We start from the raw sequence: 20,570 nt of genomic DNA on the forward strand, positions 1-20,570 counted from the left end.
TTCCTCCCAATCGATGGCGAATGTGAAGTCAACCGCAACCAAGTTCAAGGCGGGATCGGGCTTGCCGGACGGGATATTGGTAGGCCAGCAGGAGCGCTATCGGTGCTGAAAGAACTGCAAGAACAGCTCCCGCTCGGTGGTGATGTCGAGCTTCTCGTAGATGCGCCGGCGATGGTTCTTGACGGTGCCGACGGTGATGCCGAGACGCTCGGCGATGTTGGCTGTCGGATGACCGGCGAGGATCAGCTGCACCAGCTCCCGCTCGCGCAGCGACAGTTCCGGCCACAGGCTTGTCGGGATGGTCGGCTTCTGTTGCGGCGAAGCGCCGGGGCCGGTCGGGGCAGAGGTGCGCGAAAAGTTGCTGCCGCGCGCCTTAATGTCGAGCGCATGCAGCGCCTCGAACACCGGCAGTCGCTCGTCCAAGAGGGCAATCTCGCTATCCTTGAACGAACTGGTCGAGCGGTCGAGGAAGATGCCCAGGCACCAGTCGCCGCCATCGGCCAGCATGATGCCGACCTCGTCGCAGATTTCGGACTGTGCCAGGAAGCCGGCTATGTACTGGCCGCGCTTGGCTTCTTCGTCGGCCAATCCCTTGAGTGGCAGGATGCCGAGACGACGCTCGCGTCGCCACGAGGCATAGAACGGGTCGAAGACGTAGTAATTGTCGAGATAGCGCCGCACCATCTGGTCCGAGAAGCGCCGGTGCTTGACGAATTCGGGTGTCTTTGTCGCCGAGTAACGGGTGACCGTCACCAAATCGTGCGCAATGTCGGCCCCGATCAGGTCGATCAGGCAGTCGACATGCCGGTCGGTGCCGGTGGCGGCGATCGCCTTGGCCAGCGGCGCCCAGATGTTGCCCATGCGCATGCCCTTTTCTCGGCGAACCGCGCCGCGCAGTCATTGTGTCTTTAGGCATATGGCGCGATCCGCACGATCGAATCTAGCCTGCGGTCATTCTCGAAGAGGGAAGGCGACCCGTGGACCAGATCACCACCAACCCCATCGTCATCGGCATCGACGCCGGCGGCACCATGACCGACACGATCCTTGTCGATCAGGACGGCCACTTCAAGATCGGCAAGTCGGCGACCACGCCGAAGAACGAGGCCGAGGGTTTCCTCGCCTCGGCCGAGGACGCGGCCGATGCCTGGGGCATCTCGCTGGAGCAGCTGTTCTCCGGCGTCAACGTCGTGCTCTATTCCGGCACCGGCATGCTCAACACGCTGTTGTCGCGCACGGGGCGCCGGCTGGGCCTCATCACCACCAAAGGCCTGGAGGACATGATCCTGATGGGCCGCGGCCTGCAGGCCTGGGCGGACTATTCCTATGCCGACCGGCTGCATGCGGTGACACACCAGCATCCCGATCCGCTGGTGCCGCGCCGCCGCACCCATGGCGTCACCGAGCGCATCGACCAGTTCGGCGACATCATCCTGCCGCTCTACGAACATGAGGTCGCGACCGCCGCCAGGAAGCTGATCGCCGACAAGGTCGAGGCGATCTGCATCATGACCATCTTCTCGCATGTCAATCCCGTGCACGAGAAGCGCATTGCCGAGATCTGCCGCCAGGAGATCGCCAAGGCCGGTGCCGACATCCTCGTCTACACCAGCCACGAGGTGCGCCCGGTCATCCGTGAGCAGTCGCGGCTGAACTCGGTGCTGATCGAGGCCTATGCCACCTCGCGCGGCCGCAAGCAGCTCAAGGGCATCGAGGACGTCTCGAAGAAATACGGCTTCAAATATGGTGTGCAGACGCTGCTCTCCTTCGGCGGCCTGACCTCGATCAACCATCCGCGCCTGCATGAGACCATGATCTCCGGCCCGATCGGCGGGATTCTGGGTGCGGCCTATGTCGGCAAGCTGATCGGCAACGACTCGCTGATCTGCTCGGACATGGGCGGCACCTCCTTCGACATGGGCGTCATCACCCGCGGCCAGACGCGGATCGAGAACGAGCCATTGATGGACCGCTTCAAGCTCAACGTGCCGACGCTGCATCTCGACACGATCGGCGCCGGCGCAGGCATGATCCTAAAAGTCGATCCGCTGACCAAGAAAGTCTCGCTCGGGCCGGAAAGCGCCGGCTCCGATCCCGGCCCGATCTGCTTCGACAAGGGCGGCACCGAACCGACCATCGCCGATTGCGACGCCATCCTCGGCCGTCTCAATCCGCACTATTTCCTTGGCGGCAAGGTCGTGCTGCAGGTCGAGAAGGCGAGGATAGCCTTCGAGGAAAAATGCTCGCGCCTGCTTGGCGTCGGTGTCGAGGAAGCCGCCGAAGGCATGATCGACATGCTGGAGGCCGACGCCAACAACGCGCTGCGCCGCGTCATCTCCGGCCAGGGCATCCACCCCTCGGAATTCACCCTGCTCTCTTATGGCGGCTCGGGTCCGCTGCATCTCGCCGGCTGCTCCAGGGGCATCGGCTTCAAGGACATCATCACCTTCCAGTTCGCCGCCGCCTTCTCGGCCTTCGGCTGCACCACCGCCGATTTCATGCGCCGCCACTCCGTGTCGACGCAGCATGACATCGGCGCGCGGGCCAGCGACGACGAGCTGCTCGCCTTCGGCAAGAAGGTCACCGCCGTCTGGGACGACCTCACCAAGGCGGCGGTCGACGAGATGATCGTGGACGGCCATGCGCGCGAAAAGATCAAGACCGTGCCGTTCCTGATGATGCGCTACACCGGCCAGCTCGAGGACGTGGAGGTGATGGCGCCGCTGTCGGCCCTCCAATCGGCCGACGACATGCGCAGGGTCATCGACGAGTTCGAGGCGGTCTACGCCAAGGTCAACCATCGCGTCTCGCGCTATGGCGAAGCCGGCTTCTCCATCACCGAACTTGGGCTGATAGCCACCGCCGACAAGGTCAAGCCGGTGCTCTTGAAGCGCCCGCTTGGCAAGTCTGATCCGTCGTCCGCCCATAAGGGCGTGCGCGAGGCCTATATTGGCGGCCGCTGGCACAAGGCCAATCTCTACGAGATGGACTTTCTGCAGCCCGGTCATGAGGTGATCGGCCCGGCCATCATCGAACATCCCGCCACCACGCTCGTCGTTCATCCGCAGGACCGTGTCCATGTCGATGAGTGGACGCTGCTGCACTACACCCACGCTTGAGAAGGGCGAACGCCATGCTGGACAAACCCGCCTCCGCCCTGCGCATCCGCGAACGGCTGATCGAATCCGAACGGCTCATGGAAGAGACCGGCTGCTATGACGGCATCACCGAATTGCAGCTGCGCAACCAGGATCCGCTGAAATTCGAGACGCTGCACACCAAGCTGCGCGCCTATTGCGTCTCGGCACGCGAAATGGCCCGCCGCATCTCGGCTTCGCCGGGCGTGCGCGAAGTCGGCGAGATGGTCGTCGCCATCTACACGCCGGAAGGCGATGCGATCGCGCTCTCCAACGGCATCATGGTGCATGTGCACACGATGAGCCGCTTCATCAAATGGATGATCCGCAACGGCTACGAGGAAAACCCTTGCATCCGCGACGGCGACATCTTCGCCAACAACGACGCCTTCATCGGCACCGTTCAGGTGCCCGATGTGATGGACGTGGTGCCGATCTTCCACTCCGGCAAGCTGGTCGGCTGGGCGGGCGCGGTCTGCCACGAACTCGAGGCCGGCGGCATCACCCCCGGCGGCGATGTGGCGCTGGCGCAGGAACGCTTCACCGAGGGCCTTTTCGTCTGCGCCGAAAAGGTCGGCGAGAACGACGAGATCCGTCGCGACTATGTCATCCGCTGCGAGCGCAATTTGCGCATGCCGATCTATTGGGTGCTCGACGAGAAGGCCAAGGTCGCCTCCTGCATCGACATGCGCGAAAGCGTCAAGGCGCTGATCGACGAGATCGGCCTGGATTATTGGATGCAGGTGTCGAAGGAATTCATCGAGGAAGGCCGCCGTGCCCAGCTCGCCCGCACGCGCCAGCTCACGGTTCCCGGCATCTATCGCGGTCATACATTCTACGGCCATGTCACCGCGGGCAAGCCTGGCTATCAGCCGCTCGGCGATCCCGACTGGCTCTACAACATGCCGATCGAAATGGAGATCACCACCGACGGCAAGATCATCATGGACTTCGAGGGCACGCAGCCCTGGGGCTACCATTCGATGAACTGCACGCCGGCCGGCATGGATGGCGGCATGTTCGTGACGCTCACCCAGCACATGAATTTCGAGGGCCTGGTCAATGACGGCGCCTGGATGGCGACCGAGCTGAAGCTGCCGCACGGCACCTGGACCAACCCGGACAATGAGATGGTGGCGACCGCCACCTCATGGGCCTTGCTGCTACCGGCCTACGGCGTGTTCCAGCGGCTGTTGTCGCGCTCCTTCATCGGGCGCGGCTTTGTCGAGGAAGCTTTCGTCGGCCAGGTCAACAGCCCGATGATCGAGATGGGCGGCACCAGCCAGTACGGCAAGCTGTTCGGCATGGCGCATTTCGAATGCGCCGCCGCCGGTTCCGGCGCGCTGGCCATCAAGGATGGGCTGGACACCGCCTATGTCGGCTGGAACCCCGAATCCGACATGGGCAATATCGAGATCTGGGAACAGAACATGCCGATGGTCTATATCGGCCGCTCGATCGTTCCCAATTCCGGCGGCGCCGGCAAATATCGCGGCGGCTGCTCCTTCATCTCTACCTGGCTGGTCAGCAAGACCGACCATCTCAGGCTGGTTACATCTGAACATTCCTCCCGCGTGTTCGACAATGGCGGCATGTGCGGCGGCTACCCGGCGCCAACCTGCCAGAAGCACCGCGCGGTGCGCGATAGCAACATCTTCGAACTCGCCGAAAAGCGGGCGCCGCTGGCGCATCACACCGGCACCAACCCGCATCGCTCGGAACTCGAACTGCGGCTGCAGGGCGAGCACGTGACGATGGAAGGCCCTTACATCACCGCCCCGCACAAGACCGGCGACGTCTTCACCCATTCCTATAATGGCGGCGGTGGTTATGGCGACGTGCTGGAGCGCGACCCGCTCAAGACGGCGACGGATGTCGAGAACGGCTATCTCACCAAGGAAGCGGCTACAGGCATCTTCGGCATCATGCTCGACGAGGACGAGGACGGCTATCCCGTCGCCAACCTCGAGGCCACCAAGCGCCACCGCGCCGAAATTCGCGCCAGGCGGCTTGCGCAGGCAAAGCCGGTCTCGGAGTGGATCGCTACCGAACGCTGCCGTGTCGAGAAGGCCGACTTCGCGCCCGAGGTGAAGAAGATGTACGCCAGCGCGATCAAGCTATCGTCGCGCTTCACCAGGGAATTCAGCGATTTCTGGAACGTCGACGCCAAATCGATCTTCATGCCGGGAGCAAAGCCATGACCTCGTACAGCAAGGAAGTCATCGCCGATCTGGTCGCGGGCACGCTGCCCTGGCCGCAGACGCGCCGCGTCATGAGCGCCTACAAGGATGACGACCGCTTCTTCAAATACGTCGCGGTGCTGCAGGACCGTGTCGGCTGGAAGGACCCGATCCTGCTGCCGGTCTCGGATCACCTCTTCATCTGCCAGAGCGGCGACGAGCGTGTGACACGCTGCGAATGCGGTCACTCCTTCGGCGACTATCGCAAGAACTGGAAGCTCAAGGCTTCGATCATCGTGCGCAACACCGAGGAGACGCTGCGCGAAATCTATCCCAACAGCGATATCCCCGATCCGCAATGGATGGAGATCCGCGAATTCATCTGCCCGGAATGCGGCACCATGCACGAGGTGGAAGCGGCTGCCCCCGGCTATCCCATCGTGCACGATTTTCAGCCCGATCTCGAAGGCTTCTATCGCGAATGGCTGGGCAAGCCGCTCTAGAGAAAGGCGGACCGCGTCGACAAATACTCCGGAACCTGATTGCCTGCCGCAACCATTGGAGAAGCACGCGATGACAAACCTTGCTGGGCGCGGTGCAATCGTCACCGGCGGCTTTTCCGGGATGGGCTTCGCCATTGCCACGGCCTTGGCTGAAGCCGGTGCCAATGTCGCCGTCGGCTCCTACATCGCGTCTGCGGGCGCCGACAGATCCGACGCCGCCTACTATCCCGGCGTCGACGAAATCGAGCGCGTGCGCTCGGCCCTGTCGGCCCATGGCACCAGGGTGCATGCTGCTCACCTCGATGTCCGCGACAGCGAGGTCACCAACCGTTTCGTGGCGGAAGCCGAGGCCGCCATCGGTCCTGCCGATATCTTGGTCAACGCCGCCGGCACCACCGCCGAGCAGCCGGTCTGCGGCCATTCCGACGCGCTGTGGGACAAGATCGTCGACACCAACCTGACCGGCGCCTTCCGCGCCACCCGTGCCGTGCTTCCCGGCATGATCGAGCGTGGCTGGGGCCGCATCGTCAACATCGGCTCGACCGCGGCTTCAGTCGGCTGGAAGGACAATCCCGCCTACTGCGCCTCCAAGGCCGGCCTGCTTGGCTTGACCCGCTGCGTGGCGCTGGAGGGCGCGACGCATGGCGTCACCTGCGTCATGATCAGCCCGACCTGGGTCGAGACCGAACTGATGCGCCGCAACGTGGCCCAGGTCGTCGAGCGCGAGGGCAAGGGGCGCACGGCGGAAGAAGCGATGGCCGAGATCGCCAGGGGCAACCCGCAGCAGCGCATGCTGCAGCCGCAGGAAATCGCCGCACTGGCCGTGTTCCTGTGCTCGGACCTGGCCAAGGGCATCACCATGGAAAACATCCAGGTCACCGGCGGAGCACTCTGGTAGCGTCCTCGTCGCTGATCCAGGCGGCTGTCGCGGGGCGGGCCACCGGCTGATCTCTCTGCGTTCGCTGGAGCAATTCCAGGAGAAGTGTGAACGGTCTTCCCACAGGAATTGCGTCAAAACAAAGAGTTAGAGTGGTTCGCCGTTTCCGCGAAACGGTGAACGGCTCTGATGTAAGACAAGGTGACCGGATTTGCCATTGAGCATGCGGTGCGATAGGCTATATTGCACTGCACAATGGAGATGCCGTTTATTGCACGCCCCTCTTTGCGGATATGCCGGCCGGCTTGCGGCCTGCCGGGTTTGCTGGTCTTGGGCCGCGCCGACGGGACTCTGAGATGAAAATTCCAAAGTCCCTGCTGGTCGATCCCGAGAAGAACTCGGTCTATGGCGCTTTTGCCGTTGCCGTCTCGATCTGGGCGTTCTCCTATTCCGTCATTTTCGGCCAGGTGCTGATCCTGGCCTACTATGCCGTCTGGCTTCCGCTCATCCTGGTCGACTATCGGCGCTTCCTGCGGCAGCTTTCCAGCGCCTGGCTGCCGCTGCTGTTCGCGGCCTATATATGTTTTTCCATCTTCTGGTCGCAGGCGCCCGGCGTCACCGCCAGAACGGCGGTCCAGTACCTGTCCCACATCGCCTGTGCCTATGTCGCGGCGCGCACCGTCAGCGTGCGGACCCTGACCCTCGGCGCCCTGATCGGGATCTTCTTCGTCATGCTCTATTCGCTCAAGGTCGGGGCCTATTCCGAGGACGTCCTTGACGGCACCTACAATTTCGTTGGCGCATTTGCGTCCAAGAACCAGATCGGCTTCGTCGGCTCGCTCGGCATCTATTTCTCCGTGGTGTTCCTTGCTTTCCTGCGCCGTGGCCGGCTGAGTTTCATGCTGACCGTGCCTGTCGTGCTGCTGTCGGCCTACCTGCTGGTCATTTCGCATTCCGCGACCTCGATGGCCTCGATACCGGCGGTTCTGGCGCTGATCGCGCTTCTTGCCATGACCAAGCTTTTGTCACGGCGCTATCGCCGGGTGATCTTCGTGGTCGGCGCTGGCCTGATCGTCGTGGTGGCCTTTGTCGCCCTCAATCTCGGGCTCATGGACTTCGTGCTTGGCCTCTTCGGCAAGGATTCGACGCTCACCGGGCGGACCTATCTGTGGGAGCAGGGCTGGAACGCCGCGCAGCGCTCGCCGATCCTCGGCGTCGGCTATGCCGCCTATTGGGTGCAAGGCTTTGCCGAGGCCGAGCGGCTGTGGAACGAATTCTACATCACCACCCGCACCGGCTTCCATTTCCACAACACCTATGTCGAGGCGCTTGTCGAACTCGGCTTCACCGGAGCGGTGATGATCTCGCTGATCATGCTGCGCACGCTCTACGGCCATGTCTCGACGGTGATTTTCAAGGCATGGCAGGCCGAATCGGTGGTGCTGTTCGGCGTGATGGTGTTGCTGCTCATCCGTTCCTTCGTCGAGGTCGAGGTCCTCAACCCCTACATTATGGGCTCCTTCCTGATGTATTTCAGCTACTTCAAGCTGGCGCGGCTGCCGGTCACCCGCACCCGCTGGTCGCCGGCCTTCGAGCCGGCGGATGCGGCAAGGGGCGAGCCGGCCTGGCCCCGGCATGTCGGCCGTCCGGCCGCCGCCGATCAGATGTGAACTACGGTCCCGCGACCGGGTTCGACCTCATGTCGGACGCTAGGAATGTTCGCTTGCAGGCACTTGTCCACTGCAAGCGTCGCCGTCGACCTGCCGCGCGTCAGTCGCGCGATACGGACAGTCCCGCCAGAAGCGGCGCATGCGCGGCGAGCCTGCGGGATACGAACTCGGTGAAGAGCCGCACGCGCTTCGTCTTGCGCGTCTCGCCCTGTGTGAGAAGCCAAACCGTTCCATACATATGCAGGTCGGTGCCCGGCACCCTCGCCAGCAGGGGGTCGGCATCTCCGACGAAGCACGGCAGTGTCGTCATCCCAAGCCCTTGCCGTACAGCGACGATCTGCGCCTCGCCGTCCGTGATCCTGAACGGAACCCCTGTGGTGTGAACCTCGCCCTCGCTGGCCCAATCCGGGATTCCATGGCTGCTTATGACGATCCACCGGATGGGATCAGGCGCGCCCGCACGCCACGCGGCCAGTCGATCGCGGGACATATAGACGCCTCCAAACAGCTGCGGTCCCTTCAGGCCGTGAAGATTGAGCGGCAGGGTTTTGCGGTCGTAGACGACGCGGATCGCGACGTCGGCCTCTCGGTTGGTCAGATTTGCCAGCTCGCCGGATGACAAGACTTCCATCTCGATGTCGCGATGCAGACGCGCGAAATCGGCGAAGTCCGGCATGAGCAGGTGTGTCGCGAGGGGCGGTGCCAGCGTTACCCGCAGAAGCCCGCGCACGCTCTGGTCGCGCCCGAAGACGCGCGTCTCCAGCTGGTGCGACGACGCTTCCATCTGGTTTGCGAGCTCGAGGACCTCCTCGCCCGCAGCCGTCAGGCGGTAGCCCGAGGGCAGCTTTTCGAACATGTGCGCCCCGAGGCGTTCCTCGAGCTGGGCGATGCGTCGCAGCACGGTCGAGTGATTCACCCCGAGGCGCCCGGCGGCAGCCCGCACCGAGCCTCCGCGCGCGACGGCAAGAAAGTAGCGAACGTCATCCCAGTCGATCATGGTGCAATCCGGCACCGCTAGGTGCGCCTTTCAAAGCCGGTGTCTAACACATCGTACGGCAACTCGTATGTGGGTGGCGCGGGGCGGCCATCAGAGCCCATGCCGACAAGCAGGCCGGTTCCGAACGGCGGACACCGATCGTCGCGGCTGGTCCAGCCGGATCGATTTCGCACCACCGATGTGCGCGCTTCCGTACTCAACAACTGACGAGGGCGGCCCCATTTCGAGGTTCTCGGAGGCAGATGCTGTCCCGACACCACGAAAGGAAAAGTCATGGGAAAGCTAGACGGTAAGGTTGCGGTCGTCACGGGAGGATCGAGCGGCATGGCGCTGGCGAGCGCCAAGCGGTTCGTTGAAGAAGGCGCCTATGTTTTCATCACGGGCCGGAGACAGGAGGCGCTGGACGAGGCCATCAAGCTGGTCGGACGGAACGTGACCGGCGTGCGCGGCGACGCGGCCAATCTCGACGACCTCGACCGTCTGTTCGACGCGGTCAGGCGGGAAAAGGGCAAGATCGACGTCCTGTACGCGAGCGCCGGCACGGGCGAAGCCGTCCCACTGGGCGAGATTACCGAGCAGCATTTCGATGCGGCCTTCAACCTGAATGCGCGCGGCACGCTGTTTACGGTCCAGAAGGCGTTGCCGCTGTTCAACGATGGCGGATCGATCCTCATGACCGGGTCAGTTGCTTCGGTGAAAGGTTTTCCTGGTTACGGCGTGTATGCGGCGAGCAAGGCGGCGTTGCGTTCATTCGCACGCACTTGGCTCAACGAACTGAAGGACAGGAATATCCGCGTGAACGTGCTGAGCCCGGGGCCGATCGCCACACCGATGCAGGACCAGGTTCTCACCGAGGAGGCGAAGCAGATGTTCGAATCCCTGATCCCGCGGGGAAAGATGGGGCGTCCTGAGGAAATCGCGGCTGTCGCGGTGTTTCTTGCTTCAGACGATTCGAGCTTCGTGAATGGGGTGGAGTTGTCTGTCGACGGCGGCTTCTCGGCCATCTGAATTCGCGCCGGATCGTCGGAAGTGGCTGACCGTCCGGCCGCGCCGAAGTCGTTCACGCCGGGACGTCTACGCAAAGGTCGCTACACAGTGGAACGAATAACCCGGCGCCGTTGAAGGCCGGGCAATCAATATCAACACGGATCGGAGAAGCACTATGAGCTACGCAATTATAGGATTCGGTAAGATAGGCCAGGCTCTCGCCCACGCCTTCGCCCGTAAGAACATCGAGGTGACCGTCGCGAGCCGCCGGCCGCCCGAGGCGTTGGCGCCGCAGGCAAGGGCGATTGGCCCCACGGTCGTCGCCAAATCGCTGCGGGATGCGCTCGAGGCCGACACGATCATCCTGGCGGTCCCGTTTGCGGAGCATCGCGACGTCGCGAAGGCCCTGCCGAGCTGGGAAGGCAAGACGGTCATCGACGCGATGAACGCGTTTCCCGTCCCGGAAGAGCTGGACGGCCTCCCGTCCTCCGCCTTCGTCGCGAAGGCGTTTGCCGGCGCCAAGTTCGTGAAAGGCTTCAATCACCTGGCTGCGGCCACCCTGGCTGCCGATCCGGTCGTCGAGGGCGGCCACCGGGTGGTTTTTCTGTCGAGCGACGACGAGGACGCGACCGCTCTCGTGGCGGATTTGGCCAAACAACTCGGATTCGCAGCCGTCAAGCTGGGAAAACTCAACGAGGGTGGCGCGCTGGTGCACGCACGCGGCCGCACTTGGGGCCAGCTCATCTTCCAGGACCTGTTCAAGAAGGAGCAGTAACGGATTTACTGACCACTGTCAGAGGCGCTGCTGCCCGGACCGTCCATGACAGTCAACGCGGGCCAAGTCATAATCCGAGGTCCGGAAGCGAGGGCTTCCGGTTTCCGCTTGGCATCGCCACGCAACAAATCGCGGAGCGGCTCTGCGTTCCGTGAAACGATGAACCGCTCAGAGGGACGCGTGACCTACTGGCTGGCGAGTGGCGCCAGCTTGACCTTGATCACGTCGCCGGGCAGCACCGGTGTCTCTTCCTTCGCCGCGATTTCGCTGGTCTTGCCGTCGACATTGCGCACCAGCGAATAGAGCAGCGTAGGCTGCTGGTCGTTGGTGATGGCGGCAGTCGTTGCGGGGTCGCTGGCCTGGGCGATCAGGCCTTTCTGCATGTTCACCTTTAGCGCGGCCTCGTTCAGGTCGGCTTCGGTCTGCTGCCGGTCGGCGGCGAGGCTCGAGCTCAACGTGTTCTGGGCGTCGATGGCGTCCTGCGTCGCCTTGCTGATCGACTGCTTGGCGGTGAGGATGGCCGTCTCGTAGTCGAGGATCTTGCCCTGCAGGTCGGTGACGGACTGCTGCGAGTCCAGGAGCCTGGCATTGGCGACCAGGCCCTTCTGCGCCAACGGACCGATGCTGGTGAGCTGCTGCTGCGCCAAGTCGACCTGCTTCTGCTGGTTGACGATCTTCTTTTGCAGCGATTCGATTTCGGCCTGAAGGACACTCTTGAGATCGTCGAGCGCCTCGAGCTTCAACTTCAGCGCCTTCTGGTCCGCCGTGAGAATCGTCATTTCGTCGGCGACGATGGTCGGCAGCCGCGGATCGCCCTCGACCTCTTTCGGCGCTTCGAAACTTGCCTTGCCGGCCAGATCGGCATCGATGCGGGCGCGCCTGACGAGCAGCCGGACGCGCTGGTCGTCGGAGATATCGAAATTGCCCTTGGCGGTGACCAGGTCCTTGCCGAGCTGGGGGCCGTAATCGGCGCTGCGCCTGATGCCGCCGGCGACACTGATCGCTTTCAGCACCGTCAGTTCGGGTACAAAGGGAAACTGGCCGGGATTCTGCACTTCGCCCGAAATATAGAAGGGCCGGAACTGCGCCATCTCGACCGAGGCCTCGGGCTTGTCCGACAGAGCGAGCTTGTGCTGCAGCGCCTCGGCGATTGCCGCCGCGACTTCCGCCGTGGTCTTGCCGGCCGCCGGCAACTCGCCGACGAAAGGCACCGACAGCGTGCCAGCGGGGCCGACCGTGTATTCGCCGTTTACCGCCGTCCGGTCGCGGAACGTGCCTTCGACGGTCTGCCATTCAGCGATGCGGATGTTGAGCTTGTCCTGCGAGCCGAGATGGTATTCACCTGAGATGGCGACCTGGGGAAGAAAAGCCAGCGACATCGCAAGGCAGGTGGCCATAAGCCGAGAGCGGCCGGAAAAGCGGCCGCTGCCAAAGGCTTCAAACATATCTTTTTTCAACTGAACGTTCCGATCCGTTTTAGCCCCATCGCCCGATGAGCTTGCCGCCGGATGCCTGGTGCCGGCGACCGGTCAGTAAGAGCCGCGTGACATCCAGACGGCCGGCACGGTCTTGATGATGATGCGCACGTCGCCGAACAGCGACCAGTTCTCGACATAGTGGCGGTCAAAGGCGACGCGGCTGTCGTAGGAGACGTCGTTGCGGCCGCTGACCTGCCACAGGCCAGTCAGGCCGGGCCGCGACTTCAGATAGTAGACGGCGGCGCTGCCGTAGATTTCCAACTCGTCGCGCACCACCGGGCGAGGACCGACAAGGCTCATATCGCCCTGCAGGATATTGATGATCTGCGGCAATTCGTCGAGGCTGAGCTTGCGCAGCACCGCGCCGACGCGGGTGACGCGCGGATCGTTCTTCAGCTTGCGGGTCGCTATCCATTCCGCATTGGCCTCTGGATTGGTGGCGAGATAGGCGGCCAGCACCTTGTCGCCGTCCGGAACCATGGTGCGGAATTTCAGGCACGGAAAAATCCGTCCGCCGCGCCCGATTCGCCGATGGCCGTAGAAAATCGATCCACCGTCGGAAAATTTGACCAGCAGCGCTACCATAATGAACAGCGGGCTGAGAGCGATCAGACCAACCAGTGAACCGAAAATGTCGAAGCTGCGCTTGATGAGGCCGCCGATCGGCGGCGGAAAATCGGTGTCAGCCTGCGAAAAGTCCGCCGTGGCCGACTTGGCAATATCCCTCATGCGGAAACTCCATGCGTTGAACGAATGGTTCACCACACGATACCAAAAAAATGTTGCAGCGCAACACACAATTTCCTGGCCCATTGAAATAGTCCCGTCATGAATTGACTAAATAATAAGCTAGCGATGCACATTTTTCGGGATGTTTAGCACATTTGTGACAATAAATGGGCAAGCTTAAAAAAATGCGGACCTTTTTGGGGCGAATCTGGGGCAAGGCGTTCTCGCGGGCCCTGAATGGTACATATTAGAGCTTTAGGAAGGCGCTAAGTTTCCAACTATTAACATAAAATACTACATAATATTGGGAATTGTACTGAAACGGGTCGGCTCCTGCAGGTTGAGTGAATTGCGGTGGTGTGCGTTGCAGCATGCCAGAGTCGATCCCGCGAGCTCAATCAAAAATATGTGCGGTTGCCCTTGCCGCCTCCTGCTCGCCTTAATAGAATTGCAAATTATACCTGTCAGAGTGGCGACAGGTTGAAAGGCCGGAAGCAACCGGTCGATAGCGGGCACCTTTACAAGCCCGCATGACAAAGGGACGGCGCTCGGGTGGGGCTATCGTTTGATAAAACCCGGGCCGGTTTATGGGCTGTTGGGTATGTCGCTTCCAAAATTCATCGTTGGGATGATTTTCGCTCTTGCAATCGTCGTCGCCTGGTCATGGCTTGGTGGCGCGTCGCTAGGCATGACGCTGCTACGCGTCATCATCTGCGCCGTGATCATCCAGGCCGGCTATTTCGTCCTCGTCTATGCCATGATCGCCCGGAGCGCGCCGACGCCTGCCGACAGGCTGCGTGAAGCCGAGAGAAAGCTGAGTTCGCCAGACGTGACCGAAGGCGAGAAGCTGGGCAACGCCCGGCGCAGCCTGCACTAGTTCCTGCAAAGGATATCCGCGACCTCAGGCCACATTGGCGGGTTCGGTTTCCGACTGCTCCCCCGACAGCATCCTCGACAGCCGGCTCGCCGGCTTCGCCTTCAGCCGCTGATACTGGCCGACCTCCACGACGCGGCCGTCTTCCATCGCCACCACCCAGTCGGCGAAGGCGATCATCGACGGCCGGTGCGCGATGGTCAGGATGGTCATCGCGCCGCGCAAGCCGTCGATCGACCGGGCGATCAGCGACTGGTTCTGCCAGTCGAGCGCGCTGGTCGCCTCATCGAGGATGAGCAGCGACGGCTTGCGCAGCAGCGCACGCGCCAGCGCAATGCGTTGACGCTCGCCGCCCGAGAGCCGCACGCCGCGGTCGCCGACCACGGTCTCGAGCCGCTGGTCGAGCCGTTCGACGAAGTCACCGGCATGCGCGGCGCGCAGCGCGGTCCACAGATCGTCGTCGCTGGCCTGCGGCGCTGCAAGGCGCAGGTTGGCCGCGATCGTGTCATGCAGCAGGAACACGTCCTGCGGCACATAGGCCACCTGATAGCGCCAGCGCCGGCGATTGCCGGCATCGATCTCGACGCCGTCGACCAGGATCTTGCCGGCGGTCGGCTCGAGCAGGCCGAGCAGCATGTCGGCGATCGTGCTCTTGCCCGACCCCGAGGGGCCGATCAGGGCCGTGACCTTGCCGGCCGGCAGCCCGAAGGTGATGTCGCTCACCACCGCCTTGCCGGAGCCGTCATCGTAGCCGAAGGAGACGCCGCGAATATTCAGCCCGGTATCGAGCGACAGCTTTTGCGCATTCTCGGATTCGGCATGGCCAGGCTCGCGCTCGGCGTCGAAACGGGCCTGCAGGCTGCGCATGGCCGTATAGGCGGGCAGGTTGATCAGCACCTGCTGGGCCTGCGTCTGCATGTCCATGAAGCGCGGCGCGATGCGCATGAAGACGAGAAGCAGCACGACAATCTCGGCCAGAGACAGGTTGAAGCGGACCAGCGCCACATAGATAAACAGGCTGAGGCCCACGACGCTGGCCACCTGGAACACCGCGGTGCCGATCGAGCTGTTGCGCACATAGTCGATGTTGTCGGCCTTCATCTTTTCCAGCGTCGACTGCAACTGCGCGAAATAGCTGGCCTCGACATTCAGGCTCTTGGCCACCTTGATGCCGCCGAGGAACTCCGAGACCGTGCGGTACTGATCCTGGCGATTGCTGGTCAGGACACGCCCGAAGGCGGTTGCGCGCGCGCGAAACGGCTGCAGCGCTATGAACATCACGATGCCGATGACGATCGCAAACGCCGTCATCACCGGCGAGATGAACATCGAGATCACGAGATAGCCCACCAAAAGCACTGATATCTGCACCAGCATCAGCAGCGAGAAGGCGGCGCCCTGAACGCGATCGATGTCGCCGGTCAGGGCATGGTCGAGATCGGAGCTGCGCATGCGCGAGAACACGCCCCAGCGCGCCTTGCCGATGCTCTCGAACAGGTTCATGCGCAAACGGTTGATGAAATCGAAGAGAAGCCTGGCCATGTAGACCGACTTGAAGCGGTTGAACGCCGCCTGCACGGCAACGAGCCCGACCAGCGCGCACAGCACGGTGGTCAGCTGCAGCGTTCCATCCGGCACCAGCCAGCGCACGAAATCATTGTTCGGCAGCCTCACCGCGAAATCCTGGTCGGCGCGGCCGACCAGATGCAGCAGCGGCACAAGCAGCAGGATCGAAATGCCTTCCGTCAGGCTGCCGAGGATCAGGAACAGCAGCGCCGTCCAGGTCCGCCGCCCGCCGATCTGGGCGATGACGGCGCCGAACGCGGCGACATCGCGAAACAGCGATAGACGAAGGATCGGGGACTTCGACATGATTGCGCTCACCGCTGCCGACGGACGGCCGCCAAACCCTGGGCCGCCAAGTCGGTTTCAATCAGCTCGACGGCCTCGCCAATCCTGTCGAGGCCGGTCGGAACTTCCAGCCGAAACACGCCGACATGGTTAGCGATTGCTGAACATTGGCGAAGATGAAGTGCCGCGAAATCGCCGGAGAGCGCCGCGCGGCCGAAGCGCGTCACATAGGAGAACTTGATGATCGCCGGCAGGGCGGCAATCCCGGGCAAGGCCGAGACCGCGGCCTTCGCGCCGCGCTCGAGGACATAGATCCTGGTCGCCGGCGCCATGCCGCCGGAGAAGGCGCCATGCAGGCGATGCTGCATCTTCTCGATCGCCGGATGCACTTGCGGCCGCACCTCCGCCTGGCCAAGCGAGATCGCGGCCGCCGCGTCGGCGGCAAGCTTGATCTGGGGAAAGCCCGGAACGATCATCGGCGCGTCCGGTCTGGCGAGATGCAGCGCCACGACATCGTCGGTAAGCAGATGATGACCGGCCCGGATCAGCGCGCTTGCCGTGGTCGATTTGCCGGCACCCTTGTCGCCCATGAAGATGGCGCCCCTGCCGGCCACCGCGATGGCGCTGGCATGCAGGACGAGCAGGCCACGCTGGTGCAGCAGCAGCGCCATCACCGGCCCGAGCAGTGGAAAGGCAAGCAGGGCGTCATCGACGCCGGGCGCCGGCTCGATATCAATGCGGCTGGCATTGCTGATCAGGAAGGAGCCGACGGCATGCCAAGCCAGATATTGCCGGTCCGGCTCGAAGCGGAAGATCGTCGCGGCCTCGGACGAAGGCTTCGGCATGTCGATCGTGCCGATGGCGATCAGTATATCCGCCGCAGCCGGCTCGGCCGGCTCCAGCTCGGGCAGCGCCACGTCGGACGCCACGGTCAGGCCATAGGCCCGGTAGTAGCGCCGCTCCCGCATCGTCTGGCCATCGGAAGGAGGATCGTCAAGATATGTGGCGAGCGGCTGGTTGGGAGGCGTCATGCGGGGCTCCCGCTGTGCTGGACCTGCCGCAGCCACAGCGACAGCGAGGCCGAACGCCAGACATACTGGACATCCAGCGGCGCTGCCTGATCGGGCTGGCGCAGCAGCCGCGCATAGGCGGCGCTCACCTGCGGCAGGTTGACATAGGGCGCGATACGGCCGGCATCCGAAACCAGCAGCTGTTCCAGGAGGTCGCGGTGGTTGCGCACCATGCCGTTGACGAGATTGGCGGTGAAATCGATCTTGTCGCGCCGCCACTGCACCGCCGCCGGCAGGATGCCCTCCATGGCCCGTCGCAACACGTAGCGGCCAAAGCCGTGGCTGAGTTTCTGCTCGCCTGGCAGCGCCAGGCAGAATTCGACCAGCGGCTTGTCCCAGAACGGATAGCGCGGCTCGACGCCGAAATTGGCCGCGGCCTTGTCGAGCACTTCGAAAGAGTGCGGCACATAGCCGTTGGACAAGATCCAGCGATGGCTGAGCGCGTCGCTGGCCTGGACGCCGGGCGGCATGTAGCCGGCCCGATGGAAGCGGTCGATGAGTTCGGTCCGCCTGGCCAGGTCCGGATTGATCAGGTCGCGCCAGCTGCGGCCGCGCTGCATTTGCGTGGGCTTGCGTATCCTGTTCAGGGCACGGTTCGCCAGCTGTCTCGCCTTGGCGATGCGCCAGGCCGGTCCGTAAAGGGTCAGGAACTGGAAATAGAGGCCGAGCGTGCTGTCGCCATAAGTGTCGGAGGCGCTGCGAACCTCGCGCCAAAGGTCCAGCCACCTTCCGCCATTGGCAAGCTCGTGCAGATGGCCGTGTCCCTGTGAGACGACCTCGTCGCCGCCATGGCCGTCGAGCAGCACCTTGATGCCTTTTGCGCCCGCCGTCCGGTAAATGCCGCGGGTCAGCGTCAGGCCCGGCGCCAGGAAGGTGCCCTCCTGTTCCTCCAGCACCCGCTCGAACTCGGCGAAGGGCGCATAATTGCCGACAGGGATCAGTGTCGGATCGGTCTTCTGCTGATCGAGCACGGCATCGATGAAGACCCGTTCGTCCATCGAAGAGCCCTTCTCGAAAACCAGCGAAAAGGTCGGCAGCCTGGGTTTCCGCTCGGCGGCGTTCTGCAGGGCGGCGACACAGGCGATCGAGGAGGAATCGAGACCGCCGCTCAGCATCGCGCCGACCGACTGGCTTCCGCGCATGCGGTTGCGCACCGATTGCGAAAATAGATGCGCGAATTCCTCCGCCGCATCCGACCGCGGCGGTCGTGCCGACGGCTCGATCTGCCAGTATCGTCGCAGCACCACCTGCTGCGCGGTGACAGTTAGGCTGTGGCGCGCCGGCAGGCTGAAGATATCGCTGTAGGGGGTGGATTGCGGGTCGTCCGGAAGCCCGGCCAGAAATCCCGAAATGCGGTGCTCGCTGATGCGCACGCCGACCCCGTCAAGCCCAAGCATAGGCCCGATCTCCGAGGCAAAGGCAAAGCGCCGGTCCGCGGCGTGATAGTAGAATGGCTTGACCCCGAAATGGTCGCGCGCGCAGAACAAAAGCTGCCGCTCGGCATCCCAGATGGCAAAGGCGAAATCGCCCTGCAGGTGCGCGGGGCTGGCTTCGCCCCAGCGCAGATAGGCCCGCATCAGCAATACGGCGTCCGCAACCGACCTGTCGCGTATGCCAAGCCTCGCCATCAGCTCGTCGCGATTGTCCAGCCGGCAATCGGCGGTGATGGCGAGCTTGCCGCCGGCCATCGTCTGCGGGCCGGGACCGGCTTCATCCGTGGTGTTGAGCCAGGCGTGGCCGAGCGCGATGCCGCTGTCCAGCCACCAGGAGTTTCCGTCGGGCCCGCGATGGCGCATGCGGGCCAGCATCCGCTGGATGTCGCTTGCCGCGTCCACCGGCGCGGGGTCCTGTCGCAGCAGGATTCCGGCGACGCCGCTCATCGGCTGCCGTGGTCGACCAGATGCGCGAAACCATCGACGGAGCCGCCAAGCACGACATGGTTGTCGCTGACCAGCCAGGCATGCGCCTTCAACTGCTCGCCCGTGCCGCGTTCGATGCCGATGCGGATGTTGGAGGCATTGCCCTGGCGCGCGAGAATGTATTGGCCCGAAAGCGCCTGGGTAAGGCAAGAGGCGCGCGGAACGAACCGTGCGGCAGCGGCAACCCCCCAGGCGACGAGCCGCAGCTCGCCCATGCTGGCGCACTGGCGCGCGTTGAGTCGGGTCACCATGCCGCGAACACGGTTGTAGGAGAACAAGGTCAGCCCCAGCCGGACGGTCGCGACCACCAGCAGGCAGTGGCAGAGGAAAAGCGCTTCCGGGCCACTCAGGGACAGGATCCTGGCCAATCCCCGGCCGGGCCGGCGGTTGGCAGGCCTCGGTCTCTGGTCCGTCGCAGGTCTCCGCCGCGAGATCATGGCCTTTTGCGGAACCTGCCTAGACAAGTGCCTCATTGTGCAGCCTCGCAAGTCCGTTTTCGGCGAAGCCCCTAAGCAAGGCGTCGACGTCAGCCTTGCAGCGCTCGGCGTCGACATTGTAGCGCGCAAGCACAGCGCTGCGGATATCGGCGATCGACTTCGGCTCCTGGATTTGCTCCCAGATGAACGCGCCGACGCTGTTGAGGCTGTAATAGATATTGGATTTCAGGTTGAGAAGCGCGAGGCCATCGCCGAATTCACAGGCCACCGCATCCCCGGTGGCACTTACGCAATCGTGCTCGGATGGGTTCCAGTTCATGCCAAAACCTCGTTAGCAACACACGGTCTGCGCGTCGTCAGTTCAAAAGCGGAAAGTCGGGGATTTTCATCCCCGGCTCCATTTACGGTCTTCAATCCTGGAGGCCCAACGTCACTCCTCCAGAACCAAGCTGGTCTCAGGAGAACGTCAGATCGCCAATCGGGGTGTGCGCCGGAAACGACGCGTCGATTGCCGTGCTGCCGCCACCGCCCTGGGTAATGGTTTCGATCGAACCATGTACCGTCAGGCTTGGCGTTTCGTACTCATGCTTTTCAACATTCTGTTCCATTTTACTCTCCAATGAGGACTGGAAACGGCCTGTCGAGTGCCGTCAGCACTTTCATGCTGCGATGCAATAGCTGCATGGCAACATTTATGAGTCAAGCCTGATTTACTTCTGGTTAATCAATTACGGGTTGCGGGCGTCACCATGCGTGTGCGGAATGCTCAAGATTCGGCCGCTGTCGAGCTGAAGCTCGGTGCAGTCTGCCTTCAGCACGGGCTATTCTTTAAGCAATTGAATTTGCTTGCATAAAAAGTTCATGGCGGTGGCGCTTTTTTAGGCATGGCTAAAAAGATGAATTCTTGTTAGCCAGCCGGTGTCGATGATCAGCTGAAGCCGCCTCGATTGGGTCGGGATTTCAGCCGTATGTTGCGCTGCTCGAGAAACGGCGGCAAACGCTCTGGTTGCAAAATTTCGCGCTGTGAAAGGAAAGACTTTACGGCGTCGAGCTTTTTGAGGATGCTTTGTTTCGCACCTGCAGCAT

The 20,570-nt window shown here is 63.0% G+C and carries 18 protein-coding genes; 8 read left to right on the forward strand and 10 right to left on the reverse strand.

Annotated features, from left to right (window positions below; genetic code table 11):
* Positions 1-96: 96 nt before the first annotated feature.
* The gene (locus tag AB4Z43_RS12430; RefSeq protein WP_441937662.1) at positions 97-867 is read right to left on the reverse strand and encodes a helix-turn-helix domain-containing protein; all 771 of its coding nucleotides are present in this window, start codon (positions 865-867) and stop codon (positions 97-99) included.
* 110 nt (positions 868-977) lie between these two features.
* Between AB4Z43_RS12430 and AB4Z43_RS12435 the strand changes: the two genes are divergently transcribed.
* From AB4Z43_RS12435 to AB4Z43_RS12455, 5 genes are all read left to right on the forward strand, one after another.
* Complete coding sequence (locus AB4Z43_RS12435) at positions 978-3,119, forward strand: hydantoinase/oxoprolinase family protein (RefSeq protein ID WP_019862823.1); 2,142 nt, start codon at positions 978-980, stop codon at positions 3,117-3,119.
* A 14-nt stretch (positions 3,120-3,133) separates the two neighbouring features.
* Entirely contained in the window at positions 3,134-5,338 is a 2,205-nt protein-coding gene (locus AB4Z43_RS12440) for a hydantoinase B/oxoprolinase family protein (RefSeq protein ID WP_038651702.1), read from the forward strand.
* The gene (locus tag AB4Z43_RS12445) at positions 5,335-5,820 is read left to right on the forward strand and encodes an acetone carboxylase subunit gamma (RefSeq protein ID WP_019862825.1); all 486 of its coding nucleotides are present in this window, start codon (positions 5,335-5,337) and stop codon (positions 5,818-5,820) included. The genes AB4Z43_RS12440 and AB4Z43_RS12445 overlap by 4 nt, the downstream gene beginning before the upstream one ends.
* 70 nt (positions 5,821-5,890) lie before the next feature.
* The gene (locus AB4Z43_RS12450) at positions 5,891-6,718 is read left to right on the forward strand and encodes an SDR family NAD(P)-dependent oxidoreductase (RefSeq protein ID WP_441937665.1); all 828 of its coding nucleotides are present in this window, start codon (positions 5,891-5,893) and stop codon (positions 6,716-6,718) included.
* A gap of 335 nt (positions 6,719-7,053) precedes the next feature.
* Entirely contained in the window at positions 7,054-8,367 is a 1,314-nt protein-coding gene (locus AB4Z43_RS12455) for an O-antigen ligase family protein (protein WP_038651709.1), read from the forward strand.
* 100 nt (positions 8,368-8,467) lie between these two features.
* Here the strand turns inward: AB4Z43_RS12455 and AB4Z43_RS12460 are convergent, their stop codons facing one another.
* Entirely contained in the window at positions 8,468-9,364 is an 897-nt protein-coding gene (locus tag AB4Z43_RS12460) for a LysR family transcriptional regulator (protein ID WP_441937667.1), read from the reverse strand.
* A 273-nt stretch (positions 9,365-9,637) separates the two neighbouring features.
* Between AB4Z43_RS12460 and AB4Z43_RS12465 the strand changes: the two genes are divergently transcribed.
* Both AB4Z43_RS12465 and AB4Z43_RS12470 read left to right on the forward strand, forming a co-directional pair.
* Positions 9,638-10,372 carry an SDR family NAD(P)-dependent oxidoreductase gene (locus AB4Z43_RS12465; protein WP_027047679.1) on the forward strand — a complete coding sequence of 245 codons (735 nt, stop codon included), beginning with the start codon at positions 9,638-9,640 and terminating at the stop codon, positions 10,370-10,372.
* A 154-nt stretch (positions 10,373-10,526) separates the two neighbouring features.
* On the forward strand, positions 10,527-11,126 hold the full coding sequence (locus AB4Z43_RS12470; protein WP_441937669.1) for an NADPH-dependent F420 reductase: 600 nt from the start codon (positions 10,527-10,529) through the stop codon (positions 11,124-11,126).
* A 185-nt stretch (positions 11,127-11,311) separates the two neighbouring features.
* Here AB4Z43_RS12470 and AB4Z43_RS12475 read toward each other — a convergent pair whose 3' ends face one another.
* The gene (locus AB4Z43_RS12475) at positions 11,312-12,571 is read right to left on the reverse strand and encodes a polysaccharide biosynthesis/export family protein (RefSeq protein ID WP_441937671.1); all 1,260 of its coding nucleotides are present in this window, start codon (positions 12,569-12,571) and stop codon (positions 11,312-11,314) included.
* Positions 12,572-12,655: 84 nt separating this feature from the next.
* Positions 12,656-13,333 carry a sugar transferase gene (locus AB4Z43_RS12480; protein ID WP_027047680.1) on the reverse strand — a complete coding sequence of 226 codons (678 nt, stop codon included), beginning with the start codon at positions 13,331-13,333 and terminating at the stop codon, positions 12,656-12,658.
* Positions 13,334-13,934: 601 nt separating this feature from the next.
* Here AB4Z43_RS12480 and AB4Z43_RS12485 point away from each other — a divergent pair.
* Positions 13,935-14,210, forward strand: a complete 276-nt coding sequence (locus tag AB4Z43_RS12485; RefSeq protein ID WP_010913072.1) for a hypothetical protein — start codon at positions 13,935-13,937, stop codon at positions 14,208-14,210.
* Between the two features lie 24 nt (positions 14,211-14,234).
* Here AB4Z43_RS12485 and AB4Z43_RS12490 read toward each other — a convergent pair whose 3' ends face one another.
* From AB4Z43_RS12490 to AB4Z43_RS12515, 6 genes are all read right to left on the reverse strand, one after another.
* On the reverse strand, positions 14,235-16,079 hold the full coding sequence (locus AB4Z43_RS12490) for an ABC transporter ATP-binding protein (protein WP_441937673.1): 1,845 nt from the start codon (positions 16,077-16,079) through the stop codon (positions 14,235-14,237).
* Positions 16,080-16,087: 8 nt separating this feature from the next.
* Positions 16,088-17,089, reverse strand: a complete 1,002-nt coding sequence (locus tag AB4Z43_RS12495; protein ID WP_441937675.1) for a serine kinase — start codon at positions 17,087-17,089, stop codon at positions 16,088-16,090.
* On the reverse strand, positions 17,086-19,008 hold the full coding sequence (locus AB4Z43_RS12500; protein ID WP_441937677.1) for a lasso peptide isopeptide bond-forming cyclase: 1,923 nt from the start codon (positions 19,006-19,008) through the stop codon (positions 17,086-17,088). The genes AB4Z43_RS12495 and AB4Z43_RS12500 overlap by 4 nt, the downstream gene beginning before the upstream one ends.
* Positions 19,005-19,415 (reverse strand): lasso peptide biosynthesis B2 protein, encoded by a 411-nt coding sequence (locus AB4Z43_RS12505; protein ID WP_441937678.1) that lies wholly within the window; start codon positions 19,413-19,415, stop codon positions 19,005-19,007. Before AB4Z43_RS12505 ends, AB4Z43_RS12500 begins: the two co-directional genes overlap by 4 nt.
* Positions 19,416-19,503: 88 nt before the next feature.
* Positions 19,504-19,803 carry a PqqD family protein gene (locus tag AB4Z43_RS12510; protein ID WP_019862839.1) on the reverse strand — a complete coding sequence of 100 codons (300 nt, stop codon included), beginning with the start codon at positions 19,801-19,803 and terminating at the stop codon, positions 19,504-19,506.
* Positions 19,804-19,939: 136 nt separating this feature from the next.
* Entirely contained in the window at positions 19,940-20,092 is a 153-nt protein-coding gene (locus tag AB4Z43_RS12515) for a lasso peptide (RefSeq protein ID WP_010913078.1), read from the reverse strand.
* Positions 20,093-20,570: the final 478 nt, after the last annotated feature.

It is taken from the genome of Mesorhizobium sp. 2RAF45, from assembly GCF_052115225.1.
Taxonomy (GTDB): Bacteria; Pseudomonadota; Alphaproteobacteria; order Rhizobiales; family Rhizobiaceae; genus Mesorhizobium; species Mesorhizobium jarvisii.

Excerpts from the sequence above, each read along its gene's own strand:
- AB4Z43_RS12430 (WP_441937662.1), bottom strand. The coding sequence starts at position 867 with ATGCGCATGGGCAACATCTGGGCGCCGCTGGCCAAGGCGATCGCCGCC.
- AB4Z43_RS12440 (WP_038651702.1), top strand. The coding sequence starts at position 3,134 with ATGCTGGACAAACCCGCCTCCGCCCTGCGCATCCGCGAACGGCTGATC.
- AB4Z43_RS12445 (WP_019862825.1), top strand. The coding sequence starts at position 5,335 with ATGACCTCGTACAGCAAGGAAGTCATCGCCGATCTGGTCGCGGGCACG.
- AB4Z43_RS12450 (WP_441937665.1), top strand. The coding sequence starts at position 5,891 with ATGACAAACCTTGCTGGGCGCGGTGCAATCGTCACCGGCGGCTTTTCC.
- AB4Z43_RS12455 (WP_038651709.1), top strand. The coding sequence starts at position 7,054 with ATGAAAATTCCAAAGTCCCTGCTGGTCGATCCCGAGAAGAACTCGGTC.
- AB4Z43_RS12460 (WP_441937667.1), bottom strand. The coding sequence starts at position 9,364 with ATGATCGACTGGGATGACGTTCGCTACTTTCTTGCCGTCGCGCGCGGA.
- AB4Z43_RS12465 (WP_027047679.1), top strand. The coding sequence starts at position 9,638 with ATGGGAAAGCTAGACGGTAAGGTTGCGGTCGTCACGGGAGGATCGAGC.
- AB4Z43_RS12470 (WP_441937669.1), top strand. The coding sequence starts at position 10,527 with ATGAGCTACGCAATTATAGGATTCGGTAAGATAGGCCAGGCTCTCGCC.
- AB4Z43_RS12475 (WP_441937671.1), bottom strand. The coding sequence starts at position 12,571 with ATGTTTGAAGCCTTTGGCAGCGGCCGCTTTTCCGGCCGCTCTCGGCTT.
- AB4Z43_RS12480 (WP_027047680.1), bottom strand. The coding sequence starts at position 13,333 with ATGAGGGATATTGCCAAGTCGGCCACGGCGGACTTTTCGCAGGCTGAC.
- AB4Z43_RS12485 (WP_010913072.1), top strand. The coding sequence starts at position 13,935 with ATGTCGCTTCCAAAATTCATCGTTGGGATGATTTTCGCTCTTGCAATC.
- AB4Z43_RS12490 (WP_441937673.1), bottom strand. The coding sequence starts at position 16,079 with ATGTCGAAGTCCCCGATCCTTCGTCTATCGCTGTTTCGCGATGTCGCC.
- AB4Z43_RS12495 (WP_441937675.1), bottom strand. The coding sequence starts at position 17,089 with ATGACGCCTCCCAACCAGCCGCTCGCCACATATCTTGACGATCCTCCT.
- AB4Z43_RS12500 (WP_441937677.1), bottom strand. The coding sequence starts at position 19,008 with ATGAGCGGCGTCGCCGGAATCCTGCTGCGACAGGACCCCGCGCCGGTG.
- AB4Z43_RS12510 (WP_019862839.1), bottom strand. The coding sequence starts at position 19,803 with ATGAACTGGAACCCATCCGAGCACGATTGCGTAAGTGCCACCGGGGAT.
- AB4Z43_RS12515 (WP_010913078.1), bottom strand. The coding sequence starts at position 20,092 with ATGGAACAGAATGTTGAAAAGCATGAGTACGAAACGCCAAGCCTGACG.